Raw genomic sequence first — 26,024 nt, 5'->3', positions numbered from 1 at the left:
CGCTACCCGCTTAATTTCCTGCTCCGGGGCCGGCGAACCCTGCCCCCCCCCTACTTCGCGCACAGTCCCAGGCTCGGACTGAAGGGGTCGAGCCAGAGTTCCTTGCGGGCCACCATGGCCGGGTCGATGATACGGTTCGGCAGCTCGATCCGACGGCGCTGGCACAGCCTGGCGCGCTGCAGGTGGCTACGGTGGTGTTCAAGCACAAAGCGCTCCAGCGTGCCGTCTTTCAGCATCGCTTCCATGCCGGCCACCAGCCGCTTGCGCAAGCGCGGTTGCTGGGGCGAGACGAAAAACAGCGTCGGGATGTGGTCATGCAGGACAAAGCTGTCCTCGATGGCGAGCTGCGGGAAGGCGGTCTTGCGCTGGTCATACTCGTCGAAGATCTCATTGACGCCGCGCGGGAAGTAGTCGAAGCGGCCAGCCATCAGCATATCGAACAGTCCCAAGTAGTTGCTGCCGGTGACATAGCGGAAGCCGTTGTCCTGCAGCGAGGCGCGCGTGACCCAGGACGCTCCAACGCCCGCGGTCAGCGCTTTCAGCTCGCCCGGCAGCGTCAACTTACGCATGCGCGCCTGCTGCCTGCCGTCGATCAGGGCGATGCGCCAGCCCAGAAGCCCCATATCGGTCGGCACCGGCACATAACTCAGCGATTTGAGCCATTTGGCGTCGGCGGGATAGGCGGTAACGTTGATCAGCTTGCCGTCCTTGAGCGCCTCCAGCATGCGCGCCCGCTCCATATGGGCGTCCGCGTAGTCGATTGTGTAGGGGCCGAACTCCGGCACCGTGCGCTCCATCACCAGCTGCAACAGGGCCTTCGAATATTCGCGGCGCAAGTCGGCCGCCGATGCCGCACGGTCGAAGAGCACGGCGTCCACCGCCTGGGCAGGCCGGCAAACGGCCAGCAATAGCACGAAAATTGCACGCAAGCATCTCATAATTGCCCGTCATCGCCAGTGTTGCTATTCGCTGCCTGATAAGCAGCCACGCATTGCCGCCTTCCTAACGGAAGTATATCTTGTTAATAGTCACTTCCCTGGCACAACAAGGAGAAACGCCATGTCTTTCCGTAATCTCAAAATTGGGGCGCGCATCGGGGGCGGTTTCCTGATCCTGATGTTGCTCGTGGTCATGATGGCCGTCATGGGGATTATTCGCATGGGGCAGATCCAGGACCGCCTGCTCGACATCGCCAAGGTCAATAACGTGGAAATGCAGTTGCTGGTCAAGATGCGCGACTCGATTACCGAACGCGGCATCGCCAACCGCAATATCATATTGCTGGACGATACCGAAGCGATGAAACCGGAAGCGGCCCGCATCGACAAGGCCACAGCCGCTTACGCCGAGGCGGAGGGCAAGTTGCGCCAGATGTTCGACAGCCTCGCCGCCACCACCGAGCACGAAAAACAGGCCATGGAAAAAATCAAGGCGGCCGAACAGGCGACCCTGCCGCCTTTGCGCAAGGTGACCGAGCTGGGCCTGGCCAACAAGAACGAGGAAGCGACCGCCGCGCTGTTAACGCAGGTGCGACCGGCCCAGAAAAAGTGGCTGGACGAGATCAGCGACTTGATCGTCTTTGAAGACAAGCTGAACCAGGAAGCCATTGCAGCCGCCGAATCCGTGTATAGCTCGGCCCGCGGCTGGATGATCGCCATCACCGCCGCGGCGATCGCCGTCGGCCTGGTGGTGGCCTGGATTACCACACGCAGCGTCACGGTGCCGATCCAGGCGGCTGTCGAGGCGGCGCAGACGGTGGCCTCGGGCGACCTGACCCACGACATCAAAGTCCTGTCGCGCGATGAGACAGGCCAGCTGCTGCAAGCCTTGAAGGATATGCGCGGCAGCCTTGAAGGCATTGTCGGCCGCGTGCGTGCCGGGACCGACGCCATCGCCACCGCCTCGACCCAAATCGCAAACGGCAACCTGGACCTGTCCTCGCGCACCGAGCAGCAGGCCAGCTCGTTGGAAGAAACCGCGTCCTCGATGGAGGAACTGACCAGCACCGTGCAGCAAAACGCCGAGAACGCGCGCCAGGCCAACACCCTGGCCGGATCGGCCACCCAGGTCGCCGAGCGCGGCGGCGACATCGTGACCCAGGTGGTGGCCACCATGGGCGAGATCAATGCGTCGTCCACCAAGATCGTGGACATCATCAGCGTTATCGACGGCATCGCCTTCCAGACCAATATCCTGGCGCTGAATGCCGCGGTGGAAGCGGCGCGCGCCGGGGAGCAGGGCCGCGGCTTCGCCGTGGTGGCGTCGGAAGTGCGCAGCCTGGCCCAGCGCAGCGCGGCGGCGGCGAAGGAAATCAAGGCACTGATCGACGCCTCGGTGGAGCGGGTCCATGCCGGCAGCCAGCTGGTGGACCAGGCGGGGACCATCATGAATGAGGTGGTGGACAGCGTAAAACATGTCAGCGCCATCATCGGCGACATCACCGCGGCCAGCGTGGAGCAATCCACCGGGATCGCACAGGTCAACCAGGCCATCATCCAGATGGACGACGTGACGCAGCAGAATGCGTCGCTGGTGGAAGAAGCCGCGGCGGCGGCCGGCGCCTTGCAGGAGCAGGCGCAAGGCCTGGTGGAGGCGGTCAGCGTCTTCAAGGTCAACGGCGCCACGCGGCCGGCGGCGGCCGCACCGCGCGCCATGGCGGCAGTCAGGCCTGCGGCCGCCGCTAAAGCCCCGGCCAGGAAGGCGCCGCTGCGGGCCGTGCCTGCCGCCCAGGCTTCCACGGGCGCCAGCAAGAAAGCGCCTGCGAGCGGCGACGATTGGGAAGAATTCTAAGGCGCGCACGGCGCAGCGGCCAGCCGGGGGCGTTGTCCGCCTGCAGCGCGTTCGCCTATCATAGCGCGATATGAGCAATGAATACGTCCACCCGACCCCCGGCTTTCCCGGCCGCCTGCTGGCCCGCCTGGCCAATTCCCGCAGCTTTGCGCATGCGCGCCGCGCCGTGCTTTCGCGCCTCCCTTTCCTGGTGCTGGAAAGCGATGTGCGCGATGTCGTCTACCTGACGTGGATGATGGATGCCGCCACCGCGCAGGCCATGGTTCCGCCAGGCGTGCGCCTGTGGCAGCGCAATGGGCTGACGCCTTTCAGCGTCCTGACCTACCGTCACGGCAACTTCGGCCCGGCGCTGGCGGGACCGGCGCGCCGGCTGCTGCCGTCGCCCCTGCAAAGCAATTGGCGCTTCTACCTTGAAGAGCCGGGCAAGGTGTATTTTGTGCGCAATGTCATGAGCAGCACGCTGCATGCGCTGGGTACGCGCATGTTCAGCGATATCCTGCCGACGCATTTGCCGGCCCGCTTCCTGCATGAGCGCGATGGCGACCGCTTCTCCACCATTATCGCCCCCGGCGAAGGCAGCGCTCCCCGGCTGGAGGCCCATGCCAGCGTATCCAACCAGCGCGTCCTGCCGGCCAGCCTGGCTGGCGCCTTCGCAAGCTGGGAGGAAGCGGTCAATTTCCTCGCTTGCCAGCATACGGCCATGATTGAAGTGGCGGCGCTGGGGCGCATGGCGGTTTCGGACATCAGCCTGCCGATCGAACTCGATGAAGTGCTGCCGCTGGCGGCAGGCTCGGTCACGTGTCCGATGGCCGGCGCGGATGCCGGACCGCCCTTCTGCTTCGCCGTTCCGCGCGTGCGCTTCAGGGTTCTTTCGGAGTCTCTAGCAGCGTCTTGAGCATGCGGCGCGGGTTGGCCATGAAGTCATGCATGACTTCATAGTGCTCGGTGTCTTCGTAGGCGCGCTGGCGGATGCCTTGGTCGCTGCAGACATAAATGGAGGCCTCGGGGTAAGCCATCAGGATTGGCGAATGCGTCGCAATCACAAATTGCGATCCCGCTTGCACTAATTGATGGATGCGCGCCAGGGCGCTCAATTGACGTTGCGGCGACAACGCCGCTTCCGGCTCATCCAGAATATAAAGCCCCTTGCCGCGGAATCGGTTTTGCAGAAGTGCCATGAACGACTCTCCATGCGATTGTTCATGCAGCGATTTTTCGCCATAGCCGCTGACGCCAAGCCGCTCGACCTGGGTTGCGACGTTGAAGAAGCTTTCCGCCCGCAGAAAAAAGCCGTCTTGGGGCATGCGCACGCCGCGCGCAATGCGCAGGAACTCATGCAGGCAAGAGTGCGACGCATGGGTGCTGAAGCCGAAATTCTTGCTGCCGCCTTCCGCGTTAAAGCCCAGCGCAATCGCCAGGCCCTCCAGCAAGGTCGACTTGCCCGAGCCGTTTTCGCCGACGATGAACGTGACGGCCGGGTCGAATGCGAGTTTGCCAAGGTGGCGCACGGCGGGCAGGCAAAAGGGATAGGCCGAGAAATCAGGCTGCTTGTCGGGATGCAGCTGGACGTCAATCAGGTACTGTGTCGAGATCATTTGTTGACAATCGTACAATCATGTGCGGTGCAGCACAAGGCCGCCAGCATTTATAATGGCGTCTTTCCATTCCACCAATCCATGCAATCATGTCTGCACAACTGATCGACGGAGTAGCGCTCTCCCACAAACTGCGCGCCGAAATCGCTTCCCGCGCCGCCGCATTGACCGCCAAAGGCAAGCAGCCAGGCCTGGCCGTGATCCTGGTCGGCGACGACCCGGCCAGCCACGTCTACGTGCGCAACAAGGTCAAGGCTTGCGAAGACGCCGGCATCCGCTCCGTGAAAGAGCAGTACGCTGCAGACATGAGCCAGCAGGCCCTGCTCGAGCGCATCGCCACCCTGAATGCCGATCCGGGCATCCACGGCATCCTGGTGCAAATGCCGCTGCCCAAGCACATCGACCCGCACAAGGTGATCGAAGCCATCGCCACCAGCAAGGACGTGGACGGCTACTCGGTGCTGAGCGCCGGCGAGCTGATGACAGGGTTGGAAGGCTTCCTGCCTTGCACCCCTTACGGCTGCATGAAGCTGATCGAATCGACCGGCGTCAACCTGAAGGGCAAGCACGCTGTCGTGATCGGCCGTTCCAACACCGTCGGCAAGCCAATGGGCCTGCTGCTCTTGCAAGCCAATGCAACCGTCACCATCTGCCATAGCGGCACGGCGGAGCTGGGCTACCACACCCGCCAGGCGGACATCGTGGTGGCGGCAACCGGCCGCCGCAACACCCTGACTGCTGATATGGTGAAACCGGGCGCTATCGTGATCGACGTCGGCATCAACCGCGACGAGAACGGCAAGCTGTGCGGCGATGTGGACTTTGCCGGCATCAAGGACGTGGCGTCGCATATCACCCCGGTGCCGGGCGGCGTGGGTCCGATGACCATTACCATGCTGCTGATGAATACTATCGAGTCGGCGGAGCGCGCTTAAACCGCGCGCTTAAACCGCGCGTTTAAACCAGTAAACCCGCGGCTGCAGAATCACCGGTGTCCGACCCTAGGGGTCGGACACCGCTTTTAAGGTTTTAGAGGAGTCGAGAATGACTGACAACCCATTGCTGGACTTTAGCGGCCTGCCGCGTTTCGATGCGATCAAGCCCGAACACGTCACGCCGGCCATCGAGCACCTGCTGGAGCAGAACCGCGCCGCCGTAGCGCAGCTGGAAGCGCCGGCAGGCGATGTGACCTGGGATAACTTCGTCACCCCGCTGGAAAACTCCACCGAACTCCTGGGCCGCGCCTGGGGCATCGTCAGTCACCTGAACAATGTGGTGGACACGCCCGAACTGCGCGCCACCTACAACGAAAACCTGCCGAAAGTGACCGAATTCTGGACCGCCCTGGCCCAGAACGAGGCGCTGTTCGCCAAATACAAGGCCCTGCGCGCCAGCGCGGAATTCGCCGCCCTGTCGCCAGCGCGCCAGCGCATCATCGACAACGCCATCCGCGACTTTCGCATGGGCGGCGCCGAACTGCCGGCCGACAAGAAAGAACGCTTCGCCGAGATCCAGGAAGAACACGCCGCCACCAGCACCCGCTTCAGCGAAAACGTGCTGGACGCCACCAACGACTGGAAGATGCTGGTGGAAGACGAGTCCGAGCTGCGCGGCCTGCCCGACGATTCCCGGGCCGCCGCCCGCGCGCTGGCGGAAAAGGAAGGCAAGCAAGGCTGGATGTTCACCCTGCACTTCCCGTCCTACTATCCGATCCTGCAATTCGTGGAAAACCGCGCCCTGCGCGAAAAAGTCTACCGTGCCAACGCCACCAAGGCGTCGGAACTTGGCGATGCGTTCAGCAAGCGCGAAGACTGGGACAACACCGGCAATATCGCGACCCTGCTGAAACTGCGCGCCGAAGAAGCCAGCCTGCTCGGCTACAAGAACTTCGCCGAAGTCTCGCTGGTGCCGAAAATGGCCAAGTCGCCGGAACAGGTGATCGAATTCCTGGAAGACCTGGCCAAGCGCGCCCGCCCGTTCGCGGAAAAGGACCTGGCCGAGCTGCAAGCCTACGCCGCCAAGGAACTCGGGATCCAGCACTTGCAGTCGTGGGACCTGCCCTACGCCTCCGAAAAGCTGCAGCAGCACATGTATTCCTTCTCGGCGCAGGAAGTGAAGCAGTACTTCCCCGAGCATAAGGTGATCGACGGCCTGTTCAAGCTGGTGCAGAACCTGTTCGGCGTCAGCATCAAGCCTGACAGCGCGCCGGTCTGGCACAAGGACGTGCGCTTCTTCCGCATCGAGCGCGACGGCAAGCTGGTCGGCCAGTTCTACCTCGACCTGTATGCCCGCGAAGGCAAGAGCGGCGGCGCCTGGATGGACGACGCGCGCGGCCGCCGCATGAAGAACGGCGCGCTGCAAACCCCGGTCGCCTACCTGACCTGCAATTTCACCGAGCCGCTGGAAACAGACGGCCAGGTGCAACCGTCGCTGTTCACCCACGATGAGGTGATCACCCTGTTCCATGAATTCGGCCATGGCCTGCACCATATGCTGACCCAGGTCGAGGAACTGGCGGTATCGGGCATCTCCGGCGTCGAATGGGATGCGGTCGAGCTGCCGTCCCAGTTCATGGAAAACTTCTGCTGGGAGTGGGATGTGCTGAGCCATATGAGCGCGCACGTGAAAAGCGGGCTGCCGCTGCCGCGCGCCCTGTACGAGCGCATGCTGGCGGCGAAGAACTTCCAGTCCGGCCTGCAGACCCTGCGCCAGGTGGAATTCGCCCTGCTCGACATGCTGCTGCACTACGATTTCCAGCCATCCGGTGCGCAATCGGTGCAGGATGTGATCGACGACACCCGGCGCAAGTTCGCCGTTATCATTCCGCCAAGCTTCAACCGCTTCCAGCACGCTTTCAGCCATATCTTTGCGGGCGGCTACGCGGCGGGATACTATAGCTATAAGTGGGCCGAAGTGCTGTCCGCCGACGCCTATGCCGCCTTCGAAGAGGCGGCGGCGCTGGACGGCGGCAAACTGTCCACCGAAACCGGTAAGCGCTTCCAGCAGGAGATCCTGGCCGTCGGCGGCTCCCGCCCGGCACTGGAATCGTTCACCGCCTTCCGCGGCCGCGAGCCGACCATCGACGCCCTGCTGCGCCACAGCGGCATGGCGGCTTAAAGGAGATTGAAAGAAATGAAACGCGCTGCCCTGCTTTTGCTGCTGCTGACTGCCAGCGTGGCGCACGCTCAGATGTATAAGTGGAAAGACGACAAGGGCGTCACCCACTTCAGCGAGTCGCCGCCGCCGGTGAGCGCCAAGAACTCTGAGGTGAAGAATTACAACACTTCCGGCACCGGCTCGGTCGACCTGCCGCCGGAACTGGCCGACGTCGTGCGCGCCCGCCCGGTGGTGCTGTACACCTCCAACGGCTGCGGCGCCGGCTGCAATCTGGCCCGCACCCTGCTGGCCACGCGCGGCATTCCCTACCGCGAAAAGACCGTCAATACGCCCGAGGACCATGAAGCGCTGAAAAAAGCCGGCAGCGATGGCCAAGTGCCGCTGTTGCTGATCGGCCGTGCGCGCCAGCTCGGCTTCGAGCAGGCCAGCTGGGATGCCGCACTGACCGAGGCCGGCTACCCGGCCACCAAGGTGCTGCCGGCCGGCTATTCCAATCCGTCGCCAACGCCGGCCGCCGGTGCGCGCGCGCCAAGCGCGGAAGAAGTGGCACGCAACAAGGCCGCCGCCAGGGAAGCCGCCGCCGCGGCCGAGAAGGCGCGCCGCGAACGCGACACGCCGGCCAACGGTCCGGATAACTTCCGCTTCTGATTGATGACGCAGATTGATTTCCACAGCGGCGTGGCGGACAAGGTGGCGTACGCCTGCCGCCTGCTGCGCAAGGCCTACGCCAGCACGCCGCGCATCGTCGTCATGACCGAGGACGCGGCGCAGCTGGCGCAGCTGGACCAGGCCTTGTGGTCCTTCTCCGCCACAGACTTCCTGCCGCACGTGCACGCCAACGACCCGCTGGCGCCCGATTCAGCCATCATCCTGGTCGATAGCGACGCCACCGAACTGCCGGAAGCGGGGCTGCTGGTCAACCTGTCGCGCCGCGCCCCGGCGCAATTCGAAGCGTTTCCCCGTTTGATCGAAGTCATATCCTCCGCCGAGGACGATGCGGCGGCGGGCCGCCTGCGTTATGCTGCCTACAAACGGCAGGATTTCCCGCTCAAACATCTCACCGTAGGCAAGCAATGAACCAGCCTTTTGACGCCAGCATCCCGGTCCTGACCGAGATCATGAATAACGAAGCGCCGGCCCCCGTTGCAGCCGAAACGCCTGCGCTGCCGGTACTGGACGACGCTGAAGCCTGGGACAGCCTGGAACGGCGCCTGTCCGAACGCGTGCTGCACCAGCTGTCGACCCGCATCGACTTCGTGCTCGAGCAGCGCATCAAGGACAGCATCACCGATGTCCTGAACCACGCGCTGCACGGGCTGACGGCGGAGATCCGCGAAGGCCTGCACGACACCATCGGGCAGATCGTTTCCCGCGCCGTGCAACAGGAAATCACCCACCTGCAGGCCAGCTCCGGCCAGCGTAAATAATTCCTGCTTTGCCATTCGGGATTTTTGCTGTATTTTCTCTGGCAAATCTGAATCTTTTGACTGGAGACCCCGATGCAGTTCAAGAACAAGTTCATCCCTGTCGCCATCGCCCTGGCATTTGCCGGCGCCGCCCACGCCCAGGACACCATCCGGATCGGCCACGTGTCCCCGGTTTCGGGTCCCAACTCGCACCTGGGCAAGGATATGGAAAACGGCGCCCGGATGGCTATCGAAGAACTGACGGCCAAGGGCATCAAAATCGGCGGCAAGCCGGTCAAGTGGGCGGTCCAGTTCGAGGATGACGCGGGCGACCCGAAACAGGGCACCGCCGTCGCGCAAAAACTGGTGGACGCCAAGGTACAGGGCGTGATCGGCCACCTGAACTCCGGCACCACCATCCCGGCCTCCAAGATCTACTACGACGCCGGCATCCCGCAGATTTCCCCTGCCGCGACCTCGCCGGTGTACACCAAGCAGAAATTCAACACCGCCTTCCGCGTGGTCGCCAACGACAATAAGCTGGGCGGCACCCTCGGCGCTTACGCCGTGCAGAAGCTGGGCGCCAAGAAGATCGCCGTGATCGACGACCGCACCGCCTACGGCCAGGGCGTGGCCGACGAATTCATCAAGGGCGCCAAGAAAACCCTGCCCGGTGTGCAGCTGGTCGGCAAGGAATTCACCACCGCCAACGCTTCCGACTTCAACGCCATCCTGACCAATATCAAATCGAAGAACCCGGACCTGGTGTTCTTCGGCGGTATGGACTCGGTCGGCGGCCCGCTGCTGCGCCAGATGAAGGCCCTGGGCATCAACGCCAAGTTCATGGGCGGCGACGGCGTCTGCACCGACGCCCTGTACCGCCTGTCGTCCGGCGCCGCCGCCGACGGCGTGGTGACCTGCGCCGAAGCCGGCGGTGTGACGGCGGAAATGCAGAAGAACATGGACGACTTCCGCGCCAGGTACAAGAAGAAGTACGGCCAGGAAGTGCAGCTGTACGCGCCGTATGTGTACGACGCCATCATGACCATGGCCGACGCCATGCAACAGGCCAATTCGTCCGAGCCGGCCAAATACCTGCCAGTGCTGGCCAGGATCAAGCACCAGGGCGTAACCGGCGCCATCGAATTCGACCAGTTCGGCGACATCAAGGACGGCGCGCTGACCCTGTTCACTTACAAGGGCGGCATCAAGACCAAGATGGAAGTAGTAAAGTAATACGCGAGAATATCGGGGGGGAGCCCGTGGGCCGCCAGCCAGCATGGCGGCCCTTTTCGTTTCAGGAGAAAGTGCAATGCAAACCAAAACCATCATCGCCGCCATCGCCGTGACCTTTGCTGGCGCCGCAAGCGCCCAGGAAGTGGTCAAGATCGGCTACGTCGGCCCTCTGTCCGGCCAGTCCGCCCACCTGGGCAAGGACAATCAGAGCGGCGTGCGCATGGCGGTGGAAGAATTGAACGCCAAAGGCTTCAAGATCAACGGCAAGGCGGTCAAGTTCGAGATGGTGTCCGAAGACGACGCCGGCGACCCGAAACAAGGCGTCTCGGCCGCGCAAAAACTGGTCGACGCCAAGGTCAGCGGCGTCGTCGGCCACCAGAATTCCGGCACCACCATCCCGGCCTCGAAAATCTACTACGACGCCGGCATCCCGCAGATTTCCGCATCGTCCACCAGCCCGATCTACACCAGCCAGGGCTTCAACACCACCTTCCGCGTGGTGGCGAACGACTTCAAGCTGGGCAGCTCGCTGGGCAAGTACGCCACCCAGAAACTGGGCGCCAAGCGCATCGCCGTGATCGACGACCGCACCGCTTACGGCCAGGGCGTGGCGGCCGAGTTCCTGAAGGAGGCCAAGAAAGGCGACGGCGTGCAGATCGTCGACAAACAGTACACGACCGACAAGGCCTCCGACTTCAACGCCATCCTGACGTCGATCCGCGCCAAGAACCCGGACCTGGTGTTCTTCGGCGGCATGGATTCGGTGGGCGGCCCCCTGCTGCGCCAGATGAAAGCCCTGGGCATCAAGGCCCGGCTGATGGGCGGCGATGGCATCTGCACCGAGGCCCTGCCCAAGCTGTCGGGCGGCGCCGACGACGCGGTGGTCTGCGCGGAAGCGGGCGGCGTGACGCCCGAGCAGGAGAAGAAGCTGGCCGATTTCGCCAGCCGCTTCAAGAAACGCTACGGCTACGAGGTGCAGATCTATGCACCGTATGCCTACGACGCCGCGATGGCGATCGCGCAAGCCATGGCCGACGCCAAATCGGCCGAGCCGGCCAAATACCTGCCGTTCCTGAAAAAGGTGCGCTACGACGGCATCAGCGGCGTGATCGCCTTTGACGACAAGGGGGATATCAAGGACGGGGCGCTGACCCTGTTCGGCTATAAAGCCGGCAAGAAGACGCGCATCGAGGTGATCAAGTAAATGAAAAAGCCGGGCTAGCCCGGCTTTTTTTTCAATCTCATTTCTGCGACAGGACCCATTTCACCAGGGTCTTCGCTTCCGCTTCGGTCACCTGCGGGTTGGCTGGCATCGGCACCGCGCCCCAGACGCCGGAGCCGCCCTTCATCACTTTCGCCACCAGCTTGGCTTCGGCGTCTTTCTGGCCAGCATATTTGGCGGCGACGTCCTTGTAGGCCGGACCCACCAGTTTGGTGGCGATCGCGTGGCAAGCCATGCAATTCTTGGCCTTCGCCAGGTCGGCGTTTGCAAAAGCGGCCTGCGACGAGAATGCCGCGGTAACCAGGAAACCAACCATCAGGGAACGTTTCATTTTCATCTCCAGGAAAAAACTGCGACAATTTTACTCCACAACGTCCATTTCGTATTATGGGTTGACCGATTGCTGGATATTGCTATGATGGAATACTAAGGAGCTATCCATGCCTATTATTCTATTGTTAATCGCCCTCGTGGCACTGAAGTATTTTGAAGTCTGGAAGTTCGCCGAAATGTCCTGGTGGTGGATCATCGGCGTTGCGGGCGTTGCCTTCCTCTGGTTCGAATTCGTCGAACCGATGCTGGGCCTCGACAAGCGCAAGGCGCACAACATCGACGAGCAGCGGCGCAAGGAACGCATCAAGAAGAACTTCGAAGATATGCAGAAGCGCAAGTAAGCGACAGGCTCAACAGTCGGGGTCAACTCTGGCATTCGGACACGCACGAATGTGCATGTCCGATTGCCAGAATTGACCCCGACTTTTTTGCCCCGCCTTTTTAACGCTTGAGCTGGGACAGGTCGCGCACGGCGCCGCGGTCGGCGGACGTGGTCAGCGCGGCGTAGGCCTGCAGGGCTTGCGAGACATAGCGCTGGCGCTCGCGCGGCTGCCAGGCGCCGGCGCCGCGCGCCTCCATGGCGCTGCGGCGCTGCGCCAGCGTTTCCGGCGCGACGCGCAGATTGATGGTGCGCGAGGGGATGTCGATGTCGATCATGTCCCCTTCTTCCACCAGGCCGATGGCGCCGCCTTCGGCCGCTTCCGGCGAGGCGTGGCCGATCACCAGCCCGGAGGAGCCGCCCGAGAAGCGTCCGTCCGTGAACAGCGCGCAGGCCTTGCCCAGGCCTTTCGATTTGATGTAGGACGTCGGATACAGCATTTCCTGCATGCCGGGGCCGCCTTTCGGGCCTTCGTAGCGGATGATCACAACGTCGCCGGCATGCACGGTGTCGCCCAGTATGGCTTCCACCGCCGCGTCCTGGCTCTCGAATACACGCGCTTTGCCGCTGAATGTGAGGATCGATTCATCCACGCCGGCGGTCTTCACGATGCAGCCCTTCTCGGCGATATTGCCGTACAGGACAGCCAGTCCGCCGTCTTTCGAATAAGCGTGTTCCAGGTCGCGGATGCAGCCGTTGCTGCGGTCCAGGTCCGACGAGGCGAAGCGCTCGGACTGCGAGAACGCCACCTGGGTCGGCACGCCGCCCGGCGCCGCGCGGAACAGCTGGTGCACGGCCGCGTCGTCGCTGCGCTTGATGTCGTACTGTTCGATCGCTTCGCCCAGCGTGGCGGTGTGCACGGTGTGCTGCGTGGTGTCCAGCAGGCCGGCGCGCGCCAGCTCGCCGAGGATGGAGATGATGCCGCCCGCACGGTGCACGTCCTCGATGTGGTACTTGTCCGTCATCGGCGCCACCTTGCACAGGCAAGGCACTTTGCGCGAGATGCGGTCGATGTCGGCCATGGTGAACGGCACTTGCGCCTCATGCGCCGCCGCCAGCAGATGCAGCACGGTGTTGGTGGAACCGCCCATCGATACGTCCAGCGCCATGGCATTTTCAAAGGCTTGCTTGGTGGCGATGGAGCGCGGCAGGACGCTGTAGTCATCCTGTTCGTAGTGGCGCTTGGCCAGTTCGACGATCAGGCGGCCGGCGCGCAGGAACAGTTCCTTGCGGTCGCTGTGGGTGGCGACGATGGTGCCGTTGCCCGGCAGGGACAGGCCCAGGGCCTCGGTCAGGCAGTTCATCGAATTGGCGGTGAACATGCCGGAACAGGAACCGCAAGTCGGACAGGCCGAGCGCTCGGCTTCGGCCACGTCGGCATCGGAGACGCTGCTGTCGCCGGCCTTGATCATGGCATCGATCAGATCCAGCTTGATGATTTTCTCGCCGCCGTTGACGGCCTTGATCACCTTGCCCGCTTCCATCGGCCCGCCGGAAACGAACACCGCCGGGATGTTCAGGCGCATGGCGGCCATCAGCATGCCGGGCGTGATCTTGTCGCAGTTGGAAATGCAGACCATGGCGTCGGCGCAGTGCGCGTTGACCATGTATTCCACCGAGTCGGCGATCAAGTCGCGCGACGGCAGCGAGTACAGCATGCCGCCATGGCCCATGGCGATGCCGTCGTCCACGGCGATGGTGTTGAATTCCTTGGCCACGCCGCCGGAAGCTTCGATCTCGCGCGCGACCAGCTGGCCCAGGTCCTTCAGGTGCACGTGGCCCGGAACGAACTGGGTGAAGGAATTGACCACGGCGATGATCGGCTTATTGAAGTCGCCGTCCTTCATGCCGGTGGCGCGCCACAGGGCGCGGGCGCCCGCCATATTGCGGCCTTGGGTGGTGGTATAGGAACGGTATTGCGGCATGGTGGGATCTCCTGGATAAGAGCCTAAGGGTGCCTTTTGCGCCGATAGTTGTCAAATATATGATAGGCGTGCCTGTGATATTCTTTGCGAATGAATATCGAACTTCGCCAGCTGCGCTATTTCGCCACCGTCGCCGAGGAGCTGCATTTCGGCCGCGCCGCGCGCCGCCTGCATATGACCCAGCCGCCGCTATCGCAAACCATCATGGCGCTGGAACAGATGCTGGGGGCGCCCCTGTTCGAGCGCAACCGGCGCGGCGTGACGCTGACCGCCGCCGGCGAAGCCCTGCTGCCGGAAGCGCGCCGCCTGCTCGAACAATCGGCCGGGCTGGCGGAGCTGGTGCAACGCGCCGCCGCCGGCGCCAGCGGGCGGCTCGCGCTGGCTTTCGTGTCGTCGGCCGATTACAGCGTGCTGCCGCCAACCCTGCGCGCCTACCGCGCCGAATTTCCGCAGGTCGAGATCACGTTGAAAGAGGCCACTTCCGACCTGCAGCTGGACGACTTGCTGGAAGGCCGGGTCGATGCCGGCCTGCTGATCCCGCCCCTGCCCGACCGTGCGCGCCAGGAGCTCGATTACCTGCCCGTGCTAAGGGAACCACTGGTCCTGGCGGCACCGGCCGGCATGCCGGCGCTGGTGCGCGCCAAGGCGGCCGACTTGCGCACGCTGGGCGGCCTGCCGCTGATCATCTTCCCACGCCACATCTCGCCCGGACTGTACGACGCCATCCTGTCGGTGTTCCGCGCGGCGGGCATCACCGCCGAGGTGGGCCAGGAGGCGATCCAGATGCAAACCATTGTCAGCCTGGTATCGGCTGGCATGGGATTGGCACTTGTGCCACAATCCGTGTCGAATTTGCGCCGGCCCGGGGTGGAATACCTGCCCCTGGTCCAGAGCACGCCGCTGGTGGAAACCGGCCTGGCCTGGCGGCGCGACAATGCCTCGCCCGTGCTGCGCGGCTTCCTGGAATTAATGAGAAAGAGAATCTGAATGCCGCTGAACCATCCAATGCCCGATCCGGTCGCCGTCAGTATCGGCCCCTTCTTCGGCATCGGGCCGCTGAATATCCACTGGTATGGCCTGATGTACGTGCTGGCCTTCCTCATGTTCATCGCCCTAGGCCGCGTGCGCATCAAGCAGCCGCACATCGCCGCCCAGGGTTGGACCAAGGAAGACCTGGACGACATGCTGTTCTATGGCATGCTGGGCGTGATCGTGGGCGGCCGCCTGGGCGAAGTATTCTTCTACCAGCCGGAGATGCTATTGACGCCTCAGCGCATCATCAGGGTCTGGGAGGGCGGCATGAGCTTCCACGGCGGCTTCCTCGGCGTGCTGATCGCCATGGCCCTGTGGTCGCGCAAACGCAAACGCAATCTGCTCGATGTGTATGACTTCATCGCGCCGCTGGTGCCGCTCGGCTATGCGGCCGGCCGCATGGGCAATTTCATCAACGCCGAACTGCCCGGACGTGTGGTCGGCGATCCCTCGCTGCCATGGGCGATGATTTATCCGAACCTGTACGACAATATGCCGCGCCACCCTTCCGCGATCTACCAAATGCTGGTGGACGGCATCCTGGTGTTTTGCATCCTGTGGCCGTTTGCACGCAAGGCGCGGCCGCGCCTGGCCGTCGGCGCCCTATACGTGCTGCTGTACGGCTGCGCGCGCTTCTTCACCGAGTGGTTCCGCACCCCGGACTGGGAGATTAACGTGGCGGGCCTGCCGGTGACCTCCGGCCAGATGTTGTCGCTGCCGATGATCGTCGGCGCCATCATCATGCTGGTGTGGGCTTACCGCTCAAACCAGCCCAACGGCGCCGGCCAGCGCGCCTAAGGCGATCAGCCACAGCGGGTTCAATTTGGTTGCATAGGCCGCCCCGGCGGCGGCCAGCGCCAGCACCATGCCGCGCCATCCGGCGCCGGCCACGCTCAGAAAAGTCCACGCGGCGCCGGCCAGCATGCCGGCCGCCAGCGGCGCCAGCGCATCGCGCAGCGCGCCGGTCCAGCGGCCATCGGCGCCGCCATGACGATTGATCACCGTTCCCAGTGCCAGCACCAGGCATGACGAAGGCAGGATCGCCGCCATCGTCACGACCACCGCGCCCAGCCAGCCCTTGATCATCCAGCCGACCAGCGTGACGAACAGCAGGTTGGGGCCCGGCGCCGCCTGCGCCAGTGCGTACATGGCGGCGAATTGATCATCGCTCATCCAATGGTTCTGCACCGAGACGTAGTGGTGCACATCGGGCGCGACCAGGACCACGCCGCCGCCGATCGCCGTCAGCGACAGCACGGCCAGGTGCCAAGCCAGCCCGCCCAGTTTGACGTCTTCGCTCACGGTTTCCTCCACACGAAGGCGAACAGCAGGAAACCGATCGGCACCAGCGTCGCCACCACCGCGATCAGGCCGACCTTCACGACGCCCAGGCCAATGAACGCGGCCACCAGCAATGCAAGCTGCGCCGCGCGGCGTCCTCCCCCTACCGTTCCGCGCAGCATGCCTGCCGCCAGCTTGATTGCCGTGGCGAGGATCAGGCCCGACGCGGCCGCCGCCATGCCGCGCATGGCATTGACGAAGAGGGGATGGCCTGCCAGCCCCTGGTAGGCCGCGCCCAGAGCGATCACAATAAAAAATGGTCCCAGCAGCAGGCCGGCCAGCGCGGAAAATCCACCGGCCACACCGGCGTAGCGCTGGCCGACCATGACGGAGAGGTTGCAGATCGTGGGACCAGGCAGCAATTGCGCGATGCTGAGCAGTTGGCCGAATTCGGATGCCGTCAGCCATTGCGTGCGCTCGACCAAGTGGCGATAGGCGAACGGCAGTACGCCGCCGAAGCCTTGCAGGGCCATATGGGAAAAAACCTTGAACAGCGACCAGCATCCGACTCTTGCTTCCATCCCGGCCTCCAAACGCCGCGCAGCTATGCCAGCGCGTGATAGAACATATACGCCGCCAGCGCGAACAGCACCACGGCAAAGACGCGCTTGAGCGACGCCACATCCATCTTGTGCGCAAGGCGCGCACCGAGCGGCGCCATCGTCACACTGGCGGCCGCGATTACAAGCAATGCCGGCAGATAGACAAAGCCCAGCGAATGCGCCGGCAGTCCCGGCGCAGCCCAGCCGACATAGATGTTCGACACAGTGCCGAACAAGGCAATCGGGAAGCCCAGCGCCGCACTGGTCGCAACCGCCTGGTGGATCCGCACATTACACCATGCCATGAAGGGGACGGAAATAAAGCCGCCGCCCGCCCCCACCAGCCCCGCCATGGTACCGATCACGCCGCCCGCTGCGATCATGCCCGGCGTTCCGGGCAACTCGCGCCCGGCGGACAGATGTCGGCTGCGCAGCATCTGCACCGCTGAAAACGCCACGAAGGCGGAAAACAGCAGCGACTGCGCACAGGTGTTCATCTGCTTGCCGATCCACGGCCCGAGCATGGCGCCGGCCGCGATGCCCGGCGCCAGCAGCGCAACGATGCGCCACCGCACCGCGCCATGCCGATGATGCGCGCGCACCGAAGACAGTGAAGTGAACATGATCGTGGCCAGCGAGGTCGCGATCGCCATATGCACCACCAGCTCCGGGGGAAAGCCCTTGGCGGTGAAGATCATCGTGATGAAGGGCACCAGCACCATGCCGCCGCCAATTCCGAGCAAGCCCGCCGCGAACCCGCCGCCCGCCCCCATCGCGAGCAATATCAACATCAATCCAATATCCATAAGGCCTGGATTTTACGCTGTGTCGCCGGCCTCCGTTAAAATACTGCCCTTTTATCTTTTTATCATTTTCATGAAACGACTGCTTTCCGCCATCGTGCTTTCTTGCTGCGTCGCTTTTGCCCATGCAGAAGGCTATGAAACAGGCGTTGAAGCCTACCGTGCCGGCGATTACGCGAGAGCGCTCAAGATTTTCCAGGAATTGTCTGCCCGCGGCTACGGCGATGGTGACTGGATGTTGAGCATCATGTACGCGAACGGAGCTGCCGTTATGCAGGACAGCAAGAAGTCCGAGGAATATGCCATGCGGGCGGCCGAGCGCGGCGTCGAAAACGCATATACCCTGGTGGCGATCCTGCATCTCTCGAAAAAGTCGGACCGTTTCGACCCTGCCAAAGGGGTCGCCTGGCTCCAGAAAGGCGTCAAGGCGCACAATCCCGAAAGCCTGCGCATTCTCGCCCTTCATAAATCGAAGGGCAAATATATGCCCCAGGATAAGGAAGGCGCTTTCAGGTTAATGAAGGAGTGTATGGAATTGAACGACGCCTTATGCGCAATGGGCCTGGCTGAAATGTATGCGAAAGGGACCGGAACTCCGCAAAGCTACACCAAGGCATTCAGGCTCTACAAATCCGTCCGAGACGACGCCGGTGAGGCCAACTACATGCTAGGGCGCATGAGCGAAGCCGGCCAGGGGACTGACAAGGACTTCGGGCTCGCAATGGAGTACTACTTGAGCGCCGCAAAGAAACAGAACGGCGGCGCGATGAACCGTATCGGAGAACTATATCTGCGCGGCCAGGGCGTAGCCCGTGACTATGCGCAGGCGGCATACTGGTTCGAAAAGGCGGCCGATTTCCAGAATAGCGATGGTCTTGTAAATGGCGGCCACCTCTACGCACAAGGCCTTGGCGTCAAACGCGACGACGCCGAGGCGGTGAAGTGGTATCAGGAAGCCGCCGAAAAAGGAAACAGCGACGCGATGCGGGCGCTGGCGCGTTTCCATGAAGAGGGACGCGGCGTTGCCGCAAGCAGTTCGAATGCCAGTCAGCTGTTCTGCAATGCGGCCTTGAACGACCAGCCGCGGATGCTGGAAGAGCTGGCTGAAGCAAACCTGGAAGCTGCGGCGCGCAAAAACATCATCGGCGAACTGGCGGTCCTGTATCACTGCAAGAATAAGAGCGAAGCCCGCGAAGCCGCCAGCGCCCTGGAAACCCGCCTGACGGCAGCCGAACGCGACGCCGCGCAAGCACTCGCCGGCAATTTCAAGGACGGTGGGATCGGTAAGGCGCTGGACAGCTTTGCCCCGTCCAGCCTGTAGAACTCAATCCTTCAGCAGCTTATTGACCGCAGCCCATTGCGCCGGCGTGACCGGCGTGATCGACAGGCGGCTACCTTTTTGCAGCACCACCATCTCCTCAAGCTGGGGCAGCGTGCGCATTTCCGCCAGCGACAGCAGGCGCGTTTTGCGCACGCCCTTCACATCGACGGAAACCCAGCGCGGCTGCTCCTGCGTGGCTTTCGCATCGTAGTAATGGCTCTTGGAATCGAACTGGGTCGCGTCCGGATACGGACCGCTGACCACTTCCGCAATGCCGGCAATGCCAGGCTCGGGACAGGAGGAATGGTAGAACAGGACGCCATCGCCAGGTTGCATCGCGTCGCGCATGAAGTTGCGGGCCTGATAGTTGCGCACACCGAACCAGGGCACCGTCTTGCCCTTGGCGGACATGACATCGTCGATGCTGACTTCGTCGGGCTCGGACTTCATCAACCAGTATTGCATGGCTCCCCTCTGGGCGTAAAAAAACGGTTGCGCACCCTCGGGTGCTGGCAACCGCTTTCATATGAATGAGGCCCCGCCTGTGCCGTTATGCCGGCATCCCGAACCTTACGGTTCAAGGTGGTTACAGTTAGTTCAACTTCGGGTTCATCAGACTAGTGACGCTCACGCCCGCCAAACAAATTTCCGCAACCGATGCGTGTAAATGGTTCAAGGAATATATGGCAAATCTCGAACACCGCAGGGTGACACGAAGTTTACTCCTCAAACGATTTTCGGGAAAGGCCTTTCGGACAATTAGAACAGATTTTCTTGCGGGGTCAGTGCGTTGTCGAGCACCTTGTGCATGGCGCCCAGCTTTTCCTGGACTTCCAGCATGGACGGGCCGCCGTTCGCCGTCTTCGACGCCAGGAACTCGGCCGCCATGCCCAGCGCCGCCATGACGGCGATGCGGTCATTGCCCTTGACCTTGCCGGCGTCGCGGATGGCGTTCATCTTTTTGTCCAGCAAGTTGGCCGCTTCGCGCAGCGCGCGTTCTTCATCGGCCTTGCATGCCAGCTTGTAGGGCTGGCCCATGATGGTCACGTCGACATGGATCATTGGGCATCCTCAGGAGTGTCAGCTTCGGCTGCCGGAATCTTGTCCAGCAGCGCCGTCACGCGCGCATGTGCTTCGCTCAGGCGGCGTTGGTATTCAAGATTATCGGCCACCAGGGCCGCATTGGCTTGGCGCAATTGGGCGTTCTCTCGGCGCAAGGTATGCGCGAGCTCCGCGAGGCGGTCGATTTTATCGGAAAGTTCTTGGTAGTCTGCGATCATCCAGAAACTATAGGGCCGCACGCTTGCACGGTCAACTTGGTGTTAGACATGCATGCGATTGTAGCTCATTTGCAGTGAGGCCCTGCAATGTTCCTGGCTGCGCGGCGCCGTGTGGAAGAGATCCACTAAAGCGGCTCCGATTACAAATCTGTAATCGCTTGCCGCTCCCGCCACTACGAGGTCCTCCTGCTTGATATCATGGTGCCGGGTCGTGATGGCTGGAGATCCTGAAAGGCTTGCGCCGCGAGGGGCGCGATACGCCGGTGATCCTACTCACCGTGCGCAATGAACTGGACGACCGCCTGCAAGGGTTGAACCTGGGCGCCGACGATTACCAGCGCCTGCGCAAGAAGCTGGCCCTGCCCGAACAAGTCGCCATTGAAGCCATGCGCGGCGTCGGCCACCGCCTGCGCAAGCCGGACGACGATGTATGACGCCGGCCCGACCGCCCCCGCTCCGCTCCTTCCGCCTGCGCATTGCGCTGATCACGACCGGGCTCGCCGTCGGCGTGATCGCGGTGCTGTTCGTCGCGTCCGCGCTGACGGTGTTGGCGCGGCGCGCGGGCATCCTGGACCGCATGATGGCGGCGCATCTGTCCGGACCGGGCTTCGGCACCAACGCGGCCGCGGTCTTGCCTTCCATCGACGCCCACTTGAACGCCAGTTTCAGCGGCTTTGCCCCGCTTGAAAGCACGGAGCATTTCGCCATCGTGCGGGTAGTAGACGACAGCGGCGGCGTGCTGGTGCAGCTGGGCGTGAACACCACATGTCGGAAGCCCAGCTGAAGCCCACCATCGGGCGTTTCGGCGGCGCAGTGTTCCTGCTTTGCCTGCTGGTCGGAACTGGAACAGGCGCTGGCCGATGTGCTGGATGAAGTGCGGCGCCTCGATAATGTGGTGCGCAAGCTGCTGATGCTGTCGCGTGCCGATGCCGGGCAGCTGCAGATCCCCATGCAGCCGCTCGACTTGGCGCCCCTGCTGCGCGAGCTGGCCGACGACCTGGACCTGATGGCCGCCGACCGCCCGCTGCGCCTTGAGCTGCCGCCGCGCATGCCGGCGCTCGGCGATGCCGACCTGCTGCGGCAGGTACCGCAGAACCTGGCCAGCAACGCGGTCAAATATGGCATTCCGCAGGGATGAATAGCCATCACGGCCCGCGCCGCGGGCGCGGGCTGGCAAATCGATATCGCGAACGCCTCCACCGGCATCGCTCCTGAGCATCGCGAGCGTCTGTTCGACCGCTTCTACCGCGGCGGCCAGGCGTATAACCGGCGCATGTCCGGCGCTGGCCTGGGTTTGGCGCTGGCTCGCGAACTTGCCCGCGCACATGGCGGCGACTTGGTCCTGGCCGCGTGCACGCCCGCCCAAGTCACTTTCCGCCTGACCGTCCCGCAGGCGTAAACAAGCAGGCCACCATCCAGTACCGATTTTCAAGTATTTGATTTCATTGGTATTCATGTCGAAAATCTTTACATCAATAGAATATTCCATCTGATATCAATTAACAAGTAAGCAATAAGTTCTTGTATTCATTCATGCTTATTCTTTTGGCATGGTCTTTGCTATGTCAGCTCTGCAACTGATAAGTCCATAAAACCATGACGTCCAAATTAGCAACCTGAATGGAGAAATGCATGAACAAAACGCTTTGCCGGTCGCTTGCTGGGGCACTTGCCCTGGCCGCGGCGACCCAAGCCTATGCAGCACCGGTGTTCACGATCGACCCCACCGTCATCAGCGGCACTGGCAAGCTCTTTCAAGCCGACGCCATCAACGGCTTTTCTTCCACGCGCATCGTGCAGAATCCCGGCGAACCGGCCAATGTCTACCATGCCAATGGCTACGCCTTCTTTAATGGCTTCTCGCTGAAAGGCTCGACGGTATCCGGCGGCAATTCCCGGCTCAACGTCGACTACGGCCTGTACGCGGTGTTCAGCCAGAACATTACCTGCCAAGCCATCGTGTCGCCGGGCGTGAAGTGCTCTGTGACGAGTTTCAACTTCGAGTTGTGGGCGGACCCGGGCAACGACAACAGCTATTCGCAATCGAGCCTGGCGCAGGACCCGTCCGTGACGAAGAAAGGCATCCAGTACAAGCTGGCCAGCGCCGGCCTCCTGCGCGACAGCGGGGGCGGCCTGAACGAACTGGGCGGCTCGTTCCAAAACCTGAATTTCGGCTGGGTACTGCACGACGATCCGGCCAAGCCGAACGGCTATGGCTTCTTCAAGGACCCGCGTCCCTTCTATTCCGCCGCATTCTCCGCCTTCAACAACACGTCGCAGGGCATCCTGTGCGATACCGTGAAATGCGACAAGGCCAAGAAGATCGCCATCAATTCGCAAACCGGGGTCCTGGACTTCGCCGTGCCGGAGCCGGGCAGCCTGGCCCTGCTGGGACTCGGCCTGGTGTTATTGGGCAGCCGCCGCATTCGACGCAGCTAAGCTTGCAACGGCCGCTATCCCCTCCCCTGGGCGGGGATAGCGTACGAAGCATCCCGTAGCGAATTGCAAGTCATTGATTTTATTGACTTTCATGTCGGTAAATTTTACAGCAATAGAGTAGTTTCCAAAGTTTCAATTTATAAGTAAGCAATAAGTGCTTGATTCCTTTAGGGCCATGGATTGCTTGGCACAGCGCTTGCATAGGAGGCATTTGCTTGTTGTCGCTTCCTCACTATAAAAACTGAATGGAGATCGAGCATGAAGAAACAATTATGCGGGCTGATTGCAGGTGCTCTGGGTCTGTTAGGCGCATCCCAGGCATCGGCCGCTCCGGTTTTCTCCGTGGACCCCACGGTGATCAGCGGTACTGGCAAAGTCTTCCAAGCCGACGCCATCAACGGCTTTTCGTCCAACCGCATCCACCATGACGCTGCCGATCCGGCAAACGTCTACCGCGCCAACGGCTACGCCTTCTTCAACGGCTTCGGGCTGAACAGCTCGCCGGTGTCCGGTGGCAATACGCGCGTCAATGTCGATTACGGCCTGTACGCGGTCTTCAGCCAGCAATTCACTTGCAGCGGCATCCTGGCGCCGAACGTGACTTGTAACGTGACCAGCTTCAACTTCGAATTGTGGGCCGACCCGGGCAACGACAACACCTATTCCCAGTCCACCGTGGCGCTGGATCCGAGCATCGGCTTGACCGGCATCCAGTACAAGCTGGCCAGCTCCGGCCTGCTGACCGACGGCAAAGGCGGCCTCGATCCGCTGGGTGGCGCTTTCCAGAACCTGAACTTCGGTTTTGAACTGTACGACGACCCGGTCAATCCTGACGGCTACGACTTCTTCACCGACCCGCGCCCGTTCTACAAGGCCGCGTTCTCGGCCTTCAATAACACCTCGCAGGGTATTACCTGCGACGTCGCGAACTGCGTGGGAGCCAAAGTGGTCGCGATCAATTCGGAGTCGGGCATCCTGGACTTCAACAGCAAGACCGTGCCAGAACCTGGCAGCCTGGCCCTGCTCGGCCTGGGCCTGTTGGTCGTCGGCAGCCAGCGCATGCGCCGCCGTTAAACGGCCGTGCAAACGTACGGCAGGTTGCTGCGCTTGCCCGCATCAGCCCGCCGTGCCATGATTGTTTTTCTGCGCTGCGCGTTTGTCGTACTTGTTAGCTTTCACAATGCTATTTTCGGGATGACTTTACGCTTGGCGCGAGCTGGAGGAGCTCGCCATGCAAAACAGCCCAGACACCACGTCCACCGCTGCGGCCGACCTGCCCGTGGAGGACGCGGCCGCGCACCCCACCGTGAGCGAAGGCGATCCACTGATTGCGCTTTTGCCCGACCAGGTCACGCAGGAACTTAACTTCGGCATCAGACTGGTCGACACGCCCACCGGGCGCAACCAGGCCAGCATGCTGATCCACCGCATGTACAGCTGGCGCGGCTTCAGCGGCAACCATGCGCTGACGCCGGTGGCCAACCGCGTCACCCTGATGGCAAGCCAGCACGGCGAAACGGTCGGCACGCTGAGCGTAGGCCTCGACTGCCCGGAAGGCCTGCTGGCCGACGAACTGTTCAAACCGCAGCTGGACGAGTGCAGGAGCCGCGGCGGCAAAATCTGCGAGATCATCAAGTTCGCCTTCGACGTCGCCGGCAGCAGCAAGCAATACCAGGCCGCCCTGTTCCATCTGGCCGTGATCACGGCGCGCGATCTGCACCAGCGCACGCATATGTTCATCGAAGTGCAGCCTCGCCATGGCGGCTTTTTCGAGAACGCGCTGGGCTTCCAGCAGATCGGCGATCCGGTCATCAATCCCCGGGTGAATTACCCGGGCATCCTCATGTCCGTCGAAATCGCCTATATGACAGAGCAGATCCAGCGCTTTGGCGGCAAAGGTGCCGTCCCGGGCGTGCGCTCCTACTACCCGCACTTCTTTTCGCCGCGTGAAGAAGAGGGAATCGTCAACCGCATGCTCAACCTTCCCAAATGACGGCCCGCTTCAACTATGAAGAGGCGTTTTCGCGCAACCTTGGCTGGGTCACGCCGGAAGAACAGCAGCGCCTGCGGGGCAAGCGCGTCGCCATCGCCGGCATGGGCGGCGTCGGCGCCGTGCACCTGCTGACCTTGGCCAGGCTGGGCATCGGCGCCTTCCATATCGCCGATTTCGATTGCTACGACATTCCCAACCTGAACCGCCAGGCAGCGGCATTCATGTCGACCATGGAGCAGCCCAAGGTGGCGGTCGCGGCGCGCATGGCGCAGGACATCAACCCGCAGCTCGAGATCCGCCAGTTCGGCGACGGCGTCACCAGCGCCAACGTCGGCCAGTTCCTGGATGGCGTCGACCTCTATGTCGACGGCCTGGACTTCTACGCGTTCGCAGCGCGCACGCTGGTGTACGGCCATTGCGCGGCGCAACGCATTCCCGCCACCATGGCGGCGCCGCTGGGCATGGGCGCCTCCTGCCTGAATTTCCTGCCGGGGCAGATGAGTTTTGAAGACTACTTCCAGTGGGGCGACCGCCCGGAGGTGGACAAGGCCCTGCGCTTCCTGGTCGGCCTGGCGCCCGCCAGCCTGCACCGCGGCTACCTGGTCTGGCCGCAAGGGGTCGACCTGGCGCAGCGCCGCGGCCCCTCCACCAGCATGGGCTGCCAGCTGTGTGCGGGGATTGCCGCCAGCCAGGCGCTGAAGATCCTTCTTGGCCGCGGCAAGGTCATGGCCGCCCCCTACGGCTTCCAGTACGACGCATACAGCGACCGCTACGTGACCACCTGGCGCCCCGGCGGCAACCGCCATCCCTTGCAGCGCCTGGCGATGGCGCTCGCACGGCGTAAGTTCATCGGGACGGCTCCTCCACAAGCAAACTGACGGAAACACTGGCAGAGCGATGCCCGCTATTGGTGGCGGTCATCGTCACGGTATGGCTTCCCGGGCTGAGCGCCGCAGTGCGCAGCATCAGGCCATGCCCCAGCCAGCCGTCGCGGTCCGATGCCCAGGCAATCGCGTCGCCGGCCAGCACGCCATCGACACAATCGAATGCGCTGCCCTCGAAGCGGATCTGCGCCTGCGGCGCCACCACGCTGTCCGGCGCCGGCGACACGATCAGCAGCTCCGTCGGCGCCAAGCAAGACATGCGCGCGCCCTCTGCAGCAGGCGGCTGGTACATTTCCTGGCCCGCCGGCAGCATGGCGGCGACCAGCGCCAGCAAAACATAAATGTGCATGGGCTCCTCCCAGGGGATTGGCGTATCGGGCCAGTTT

The 26,024-nt window shown here is 62.8% G+C and carries 32 protein-coding genes and 1 other RNA gene; 21 read left to right on the top strand and 12 right to left on the bottom strand.

Annotation, left to right across the window (positions count from 1 at the left end; genetic code table 11):
• Nucleotides 1-50: 50 nt before the first annotated feature.
• Nucleotides 51-929, bottom strand: a complete 879-nt coding sequence (locus H597_RS0108605; RefSeq protein WP_154668024.1) for a transporter substrate-binding domain-containing protein — start codon at nucleotides 927-929, stop codon at nucleotides 51-53.
• Nucleotides 930-1,059: 130 nt separating this feature from the next.
• On the opposite strand from H597_RS0108605, the gene H597_RS0108600 reads away from it, so the two are divergent.
• Complete coding sequence (locus tag H597_RS0108600) at nucleotides 1,060-2,790, top strand: methyl-accepting chemotaxis protein (protein ID WP_028101778.1); 1,731 nt, start codon at nucleotides 1,060-1,062, stop codon at nucleotides 2,788-2,790.
• Between the two features lie 70 nt (nucleotides 2,791-2,860).
• On the top strand, nucleotides 2,861-3,685 hold the full coding sequence (locus H597_RS0108595) for a DUF2071 domain-containing protein (protein ID WP_028101777.1): 825 nt from the start codon (nucleotides 2,861-2,863) through the stop codon (nucleotides 3,683-3,685).
• On the opposite strand, the gene H597_RS0108590 is transcribed toward H597_RS0108595, so the two are convergent.
• The gene (locus H597_RS0108590; protein WP_035373563.1) at nucleotides 3,651-4,385 is read right to left on the bottom strand and encodes an AAA family ATPase; all 735 of its coding nucleotides are present in this window, start codon (nucleotides 4,383-4,385) and stop codon (nucleotides 3,651-3,653) included. The genes H597_RS0108595 and H597_RS0108590 overlap by 35 nt on opposite strands.
• 89 nt (nucleotides 4,386-4,474) lie before the next feature.
• Between H597_RS0108590 and folD the strand changes: the two genes are divergently transcribed.
• The 7 genes from folD to H597_RS0108555 all read left to right on the top strand — a co-directional run bounded on the left by folD (nucleotide 4,475) and on the right by H597_RS0108555 (nucleotide 11,348).
• Complete coding sequence (folD, locus tag H597_RS0108585; RefSeq protein ID WP_028101775.1) at nucleotides 4,475-5,320, top strand: bifunctional methylenetetrahydrofolate dehydrogenase/methenyltetrahydrofolate cyclohydrolase FolD; 846 nt, start codon at nucleotides 4,475-4,477, stop codon at nucleotides 5,318-5,320.
• Nucleotides 5,321-5,429: 109 nt separating this feature from the next.
• Nucleotides 5,430-7,502, top strand: coding sequence for a M3 family metallopeptidase (locus H597_RS0108580; protein WP_028101774.1), 2,073 nt, complete (start codon nucleotides 5,430-5,432; stop codon nucleotides 7,500-7,502).
• Between the two features lie 15 nt (nucleotides 7,503-7,517).
• A complete protein-coding gene (locus H597_RS0108575; RefSeq protein WP_028101773.1) occupies nucleotides 7,518-8,150 on the top strand; it encodes a glutaredoxin family protein in 633 nt (210 codons plus the stop codon).
• A gap of 3 nt (nucleotides 8,151-8,153) precedes the next feature.
• The gene (locus H597_RS0108570; protein WP_028101772.1) at nucleotides 8,154-8,579 is read left to right on the top strand and encodes a DNA polymerase III subunit chi; all 426 of its coding nucleotides are present in this window, start codon (nucleotides 8,154-8,156) and stop codon (nucleotides 8,577-8,579) included.
• The gene (locus tag H597_RS0108565; protein ID WP_028101771.1) at nucleotides 8,576-8,929 is read left to right on the top strand and encodes a DUF2486 family protein; all 354 of its coding nucleotides are present in this window, start codon (nucleotides 8,576-8,578) and stop codon (nucleotides 8,927-8,929) included. Before H597_RS0108570 ends, H597_RS0108565 begins: the two co-directional genes overlap by 4 nt.
• A 72-nt stretch (nucleotides 8,930-9,001) precedes the next feature.
• Nucleotides 9,002-10,144 carry a branched-chain amino acid ABC transporter substrate-binding protein gene (locus tag H597_RS0108560; protein WP_028101770.1) on the top strand — a complete coding sequence of 381 codons (1,143 nt, stop codon included), beginning with the start codon at nucleotides 9,002-9,004 and terminating at the stop codon, nucleotides 10,142-10,144.
• Between the two features lie 76 nt (nucleotides 10,145-10,220).
• Nucleotides 10,221-11,348 carry a branched-chain amino acid ABC transporter substrate-binding protein gene (locus tag H597_RS0108555; RefSeq protein ID WP_028101769.1) on the top strand — a complete coding sequence of 376 codons (1,128 nt, stop codon included), beginning with the start codon at nucleotides 10,221-10,223 and terminating at the stop codon, nucleotides 11,346-11,348.
• A gap of 37 nt (nucleotides 11,349-11,385) precedes the next feature.
• Here the strand turns inward: H597_RS0108555 and H597_RS0108550 are convergent, their stop codons facing one another.
• On the bottom strand, nucleotides 11,386-11,697 hold the full coding sequence (locus H597_RS0108550; RefSeq protein ID WP_028101768.1) for a c-type cytochrome: 312 nt from the start codon (nucleotides 11,695-11,697) through the stop codon (nucleotides 11,386-11,388).
• 109 nt (nucleotides 11,698-11,806) lie between these two features.
• Between H597_RS0108550 and H597_RS0108545 the strand changes: the two genes are divergently transcribed.
• The gene (locus H597_RS0108545) at nucleotides 11,807-12,040 is read left to right on the top strand and encodes a TIGR04438 family Trp-rich protein (protein ID WP_028101767.1); all 234 of its coding nucleotides are present in this window, start codon (nucleotides 11,807-11,809) and stop codon (nucleotides 12,038-12,040) included.
• Between the two features lie 100 nt (nucleotides 12,041-12,140).
• Here the strand turns inward: H597_RS0108545 and ilvD are convergent, their stop codons facing one another.
• Nucleotides 12,141-14,003 carry a dihydroxy-acid dehydratase gene (ilvD, locus tag H597_RS0108540; protein WP_028101766.1) on the bottom strand — a complete coding sequence of 621 codons (1,863 nt, stop codon included), beginning with the start codon at nucleotides 14,001-14,003 and terminating at the stop codon, nucleotides 12,141-12,143.
• A 90-nt stretch (nucleotides 14,004-14,093) separates the two neighbouring features.
• Here ilvD and H597_RS0108535 point away from each other — a divergent pair, with 90 nt between their 5' ends.
• Nucleotides 14,094-14,990 (top strand): LysR family transcriptional regulator, encoded by an 897-nt coding sequence (locus H597_RS0108535; protein ID WP_028101765.1) that lies wholly within the window; start codon nucleotides 14,094-14,096, stop codon nucleotides 14,988-14,990.
• Nucleotides 14,991-15,833, top strand: coding sequence for a prolipoprotein diacylglyceryl transferase (gene lgt, locus H597_RS0108530; RefSeq protein WP_028101764.1), 843 nt, complete (start codon nucleotides 14,991-14,993; stop codon nucleotides 15,831-15,833).
• Here lgt and H597_RS0108525 read toward each other — a convergent pair.
• From H597_RS0108525 to H597_RS0108515, 3 genes are read right to left on the bottom strand one after another with little or no spacing between them, the layout of a single operon-like run.
• Complete coding sequence (locus H597_RS0108525; RefSeq protein ID WP_051293630.1) at nucleotides 15,798-16,337, bottom strand: chromate transporter; 540 nt, start codon at nucleotides 16,335-16,337, stop codon at nucleotides 15,798-15,800. The two genes, lgt and H597_RS0108525, sit on opposite strands and share 36 nt — an antisense overlap.
• A complete protein-coding gene (locus tag H597_RS0108520; protein WP_035373558.1) occupies nucleotides 16,334-16,897 on the bottom strand; it encodes a chromate transporter in 564 nt (187 codons plus the stop codon). The genes H597_RS0108525 and H597_RS0108520 overlap by 4 nt, the downstream gene beginning before the upstream one ends.
• 23 nt (nucleotides 16,898-16,920) lie before the next feature.
• On the bottom strand, nucleotides 16,921-17,724 hold the full coding sequence (locus H597_RS0108515; RefSeq protein WP_028101761.1) for a sulfite exporter TauE/SafE family protein: 804 nt from the start codon (nucleotides 17,722-17,724) through the stop codon (nucleotides 16,921-16,923).
• On the opposite strand from H597_RS0108515, the gene H597_RS33175 reads away from it, so the two are divergent.
• Nucleotides 17,606-19,042 (top strand): tetratricopeptide repeat protein, encoded by a 1,437-nt coding sequence (locus H597_RS33175; protein WP_229632128.1) that lies wholly within the window; start codon nucleotides 17,606-17,608, stop codon nucleotides 19,040-19,042. The two genes, H597_RS0108515 and H597_RS33175, sit on opposite strands and share 119 nt — an antisense overlap.
• Nucleotides 19,043-19,045: 3 nt before the next feature.
• Here H597_RS33175 and H597_RS0108505 read toward each other — a convergent pair whose 3' ends face one another.
• The 4 genes from H597_RS0108505 to H597_RS0108495 all read right to left on the bottom strand — a co-directional run bounded on the left by H597_RS0108505 (nucleotide 19,046) and on the right by H597_RS0108495 (nucleotide 20,322).
• The gene (locus H597_RS0108505) at nucleotides 19,046-19,507 is read right to left on the bottom strand and encodes an EVE domain-containing protein (RefSeq protein WP_028101760.1); all 462 of its coding nucleotides are present in this window, start codon (nucleotides 19,505-19,507) and stop codon (nucleotides 19,046-19,048) included.
• 66 nt (nucleotides 19,508-19,573) lie between these two features.
• A non-coding RNA gene (gene ssrS / locus H597_RS34035) (6S RNA) lies at nucleotides 19,574-19,754 on the bottom strand.
• Nucleotides 19,755-19,801: 47 nt separating this feature from the next.
• Nucleotides 19,802-20,104 carry a cell division protein ZapA gene (locus tag H597_RS0108500; protein WP_028101759.1) on the bottom strand — a complete coding sequence of 101 codons (303 nt, stop codon included), beginning with the start codon at nucleotides 20,102-20,104 and terminating at the stop codon, nucleotides 19,802-19,804.
• Nucleotides 20,101-20,322: a hypothetical protein gene (locus tag H597_RS0108495; protein WP_028101758.1), complete on the bottom strand. Its 222-nt coding sequence runs from the start codon at nucleotides 20,320-20,322 to the stop codon at nucleotides 20,101-20,103. Before H597_RS0108495 ends, H597_RS0108500 begins: the two co-directional genes overlap by 4 nt.
• Nucleotides 20,323-20,585: 263 nt before the next feature.
• On the opposite strand from H597_RS0108495, the gene H597_RS35870 reads away from it, so the two are divergent.
• The 8 genes from H597_RS35870 (at nucleotide 20,586) to H597_RS0108455 (ending at nucleotide 25,632) form a co-directional block, all read left to right on the top strand.
• Entirely contained in the window at nucleotides 20,586-20,756 is a 171-nt protein-coding gene (locus H597_RS35870; RefSeq protein WP_229632127.1) for a response regulator, read from the top strand.
• Nucleotides 20,753-21,106 carry a hypothetical protein gene (locus H597_RS0108485; RefSeq protein ID WP_028101756.1) on the top strand — a complete coding sequence of 118 codons (354 nt, stop codon included), beginning with the start codon at nucleotides 20,753-20,755 and terminating at the stop codon, nucleotides 21,104-21,106. The genes H597_RS35870 and H597_RS0108485 overlap by 4 nt, the downstream gene beginning before the upstream one ends.
• A 78-nt stretch (nucleotides 21,107-21,184) precedes the next feature.
• Nucleotides 21,185-21,460, top strand: coding sequence for a sensor histidine kinase family protein (locus H597_RS35865; RefSeq protein WP_028101755.1), 276 nt, complete (start codon nucleotides 21,185-21,187; stop codon nucleotides 21,458-21,460).
• Nucleotides 21,461-21,721, top strand: coding sequence for a sensor histidine kinase (locus H597_RS35860; protein ID WP_307579234.1), 261 nt, complete (start codon nucleotides 21,461-21,463; stop codon nucleotides 21,719-21,721).
• A 233-nt stretch (nucleotides 21,722-21,954) separates the two neighbouring features.
• Entirely contained in the window at nucleotides 21,955-22,761 is an 807-nt protein-coding gene (gene pepA, locus H597_RS0108470) for a flocculation-associated PEP-CTERM protein PepA (protein WP_028101754.1), read from the top strand.
• 258 nt (nucleotides 22,762-23,019) lie between these two features.
• Complete coding sequence (gene pepA, locus H597_RS0108465; RefSeq protein WP_028101753.1) at nucleotides 23,020-23,835, top strand: flocculation-associated PEP-CTERM protein PepA; 816 nt, start codon at nucleotides 23,020-23,022, stop codon at nucleotides 23,833-23,835.
• A gap of 157 nt (nucleotides 23,836-23,992) precedes the next feature.
• The gene (locus H597_RS0108460; RefSeq protein ID WP_229632126.1) at nucleotides 23,993-24,754 is read left to right on the top strand and encodes an N-acyl amino acid synthase FeeM domain-containing protein; all 762 of its coding nucleotides are present in this window, start codon (nucleotides 23,993-23,995) and stop codon (nucleotides 24,752-24,754) included.
• The gene (locus tag H597_RS0108455; protein WP_028101751.1) at nucleotides 24,751-25,632 is read left to right on the top strand and encodes a ThiF family adenylyltransferase; all 882 of its coding nucleotides are present in this window, start codon (nucleotides 24,751-24,753) and stop codon (nucleotides 25,630-25,632) included. The genes H597_RS0108460 and H597_RS0108455 overlap by 4 nt, the downstream gene beginning before the upstream one ends.
• Here H597_RS0108455 and H597_RS0108450 read toward each other — a convergent pair.
• Complete coding sequence (locus tag H597_RS0108450) at nucleotides 25,601-25,987, bottom strand: PKD domain-containing protein (protein WP_028101750.1); 387 nt, start codon at nucleotides 25,985-25,987, stop codon at nucleotides 25,601-25,603. The genes H597_RS0108455 and H597_RS0108450 overlap by 32 nt on opposite strands.
• Nucleotides 25,988-26,024 lie beyond the last annotated feature (37 nt).

Source organism: Pseudoduganella violaceinigra DSM 15887 (assembly GCF_000425385.1).
Lineage (GTDB): Bacteria > Pseudomonadota > Gammaproteobacteria > Burkholderiales > Burkholderiaceae_D > Rugamonas > Rugamonas violaceinigra.
Note: the sequence above shows the minus strand (reverse complement) of the source record. Positions and strands in the feature narration are given on the sequence as shown.

Coding starts and splice junctions, on each gene's coding strand:
- H597_RS0108600 (WP_028101778.1), top strand. CDS start 1,060: ATGTCTTTCCGTAATCTCAAAATTGGGGCGCGCATCGGGGGCGGTTTC.
- H597_RS0108595 (WP_028101777.1), top strand. CDS start 2,861: ATGAGCAATGAATACGTCCACCCGACCCCCGGCTTTCCCGGCCGCCTG.
- H597_RS0108590 (WP_035373563.1), bottom strand. CDS start 4,385: ATGATCTCGACACAGTACCTGATTGACGTCCAGCTGCATCCCGACAAG.
- folD (WP_028101775.1), top strand. CDS start 4,475: ATGTCTGCACAACTGATCGACGGAGTAGCGCTCTCCCACAAACTGCGC.
- H597_RS0108580 (WP_028101774.1), top strand. CDS start 5,430: ATGACTGACAACCCATTGCTGGACTTTAGCGGCCTGCCGCGTTTCGAT.
- H597_RS0108575 (WP_028101773.1), top strand. CDS start 7,518: ATGAAACGCGCTGCCCTGCTTTTGCTGCTGCTGACTGCCAGCGTGGCG.
- H597_RS0108570 (WP_028101772.1), top strand. CDS start 8,154: ATGACGCAGATTGATTTCCACAGCGGCGTGGCGGACAAGGTGGCGTAC.
- H597_RS0108565 (WP_028101771.1), top strand. CDS start 8,576: ATGAACCAGCCTTTTGACGCCAGCATCCCGGTCCTGACCGAGATCATG.
- H597_RS0108560 (WP_028101770.1), top strand. CDS start 9,002: ATGCAGTTCAAGAACAAGTTCATCCCTGTCGCCATCGCCCTGGCATTT.
- H597_RS0108555 (WP_028101769.1), top strand. CDS start 10,221: ATGCAAACCAAAACCATCATCGCCGCCATCGCCGTGACCTTTGCTGGC.
- H597_RS0108550 (WP_028101768.1), bottom strand. CDS start 11,697: ATGAAACGTTCCCTGATGGTTGGTTTCCTGGTTACCGCGGCATTCTCG.
- H597_RS0108545 (WP_028101767.1), top strand. CDS start 11,807: ATGCCTATTATTCTATTGTTAATCGCCCTCGTGGCACTGAAGTATTTT.
- ilvD (WP_028101766.1), bottom strand. CDS start 14,003: ATGCCGCAATACCGTTCCTATACCACCACCCAAGGCCGCAATATGGCG.
- H597_RS0108535 (WP_028101765.1), top strand. CDS start 14,094: ATGAATATCGAACTTCGCCAGCTGCGCTATTTCGCCACCGTCGCCGAG.
- lgt (WP_028101764.1), top strand. CDS start 14,991: ATGCCGCTGAACCATCCAATGCCCGATCCGGTCGCCGTCAGTATCGGC.
- H597_RS0108520 (WP_035373558.1), bottom strand. CDS start 16,897: ATGGAAGCAAGAGTCGGATGCTGGTCGCTGTTCAAGGTTTTTTCCCAT.
- H597_RS0108515 (WP_028101761.1), bottom strand. CDS start 17,724: ATGGATATTGGATTGATGTTGATATTGCTCGCGATGGGGGCGGGCGGC.
- H597_RS0108505 (WP_028101760.1), bottom strand. CDS start 19,507: ATGCAATACTGGTTGATGAAGTCCGAGCCCGACGAAGTCAGCATCGAC.
- H597_RS0108500 (WP_028101759.1), bottom strand. CDS start 20,104: ATGATCCATGTCGACGTGACCATCATGGGCCAGCCCTACAAGCTGGCA.
- H597_RS0108495 (WP_028101758.1), bottom strand. CDS start 20,322: ATGATCGCAGACTACCAAGAACTTTCCGATAAAATCGACCGCCTCGCG.
- H597_RS0108485 (WP_028101756.1), top strand. CDS start 20,753: ATGACGCCGGCCCGACCGCCCCCGCTCCGCTCCTTCCGCCTGCGCATT.
- pepA (WP_028101754.1), top strand. CDS start 21,955: ATGAACAAAACGCTTTGCCGGTCGCTTGCTGGGGCACTTGCCCTGGCC.
- pepA (WP_028101753.1), top strand. CDS start 23,020: ATGAAGAAACAATTATGCGGGCTGATTGCAGGTGCTCTGGGTCTGTTA.
- H597_RS0108460 (WP_229632126.1), top strand. CDS start 23,993: ATGCAAAACAGCCCAGACACCACGTCCACCGCTGCGGCCGACCTGCCC.
- H597_RS0108455 (WP_028101751.1), top strand. CDS start 24,751: ATGACGGCCCGCTTCAACTATGAAGAGGCGTTTTCGCGCAACCTTGGC.
- H597_RS0108450 (WP_028101750.1), bottom strand. CDS start 25,987: ATGCACATTTATGTTTTGCTGGCGCTGGTCGCCGCCATGCTGCCGGCG.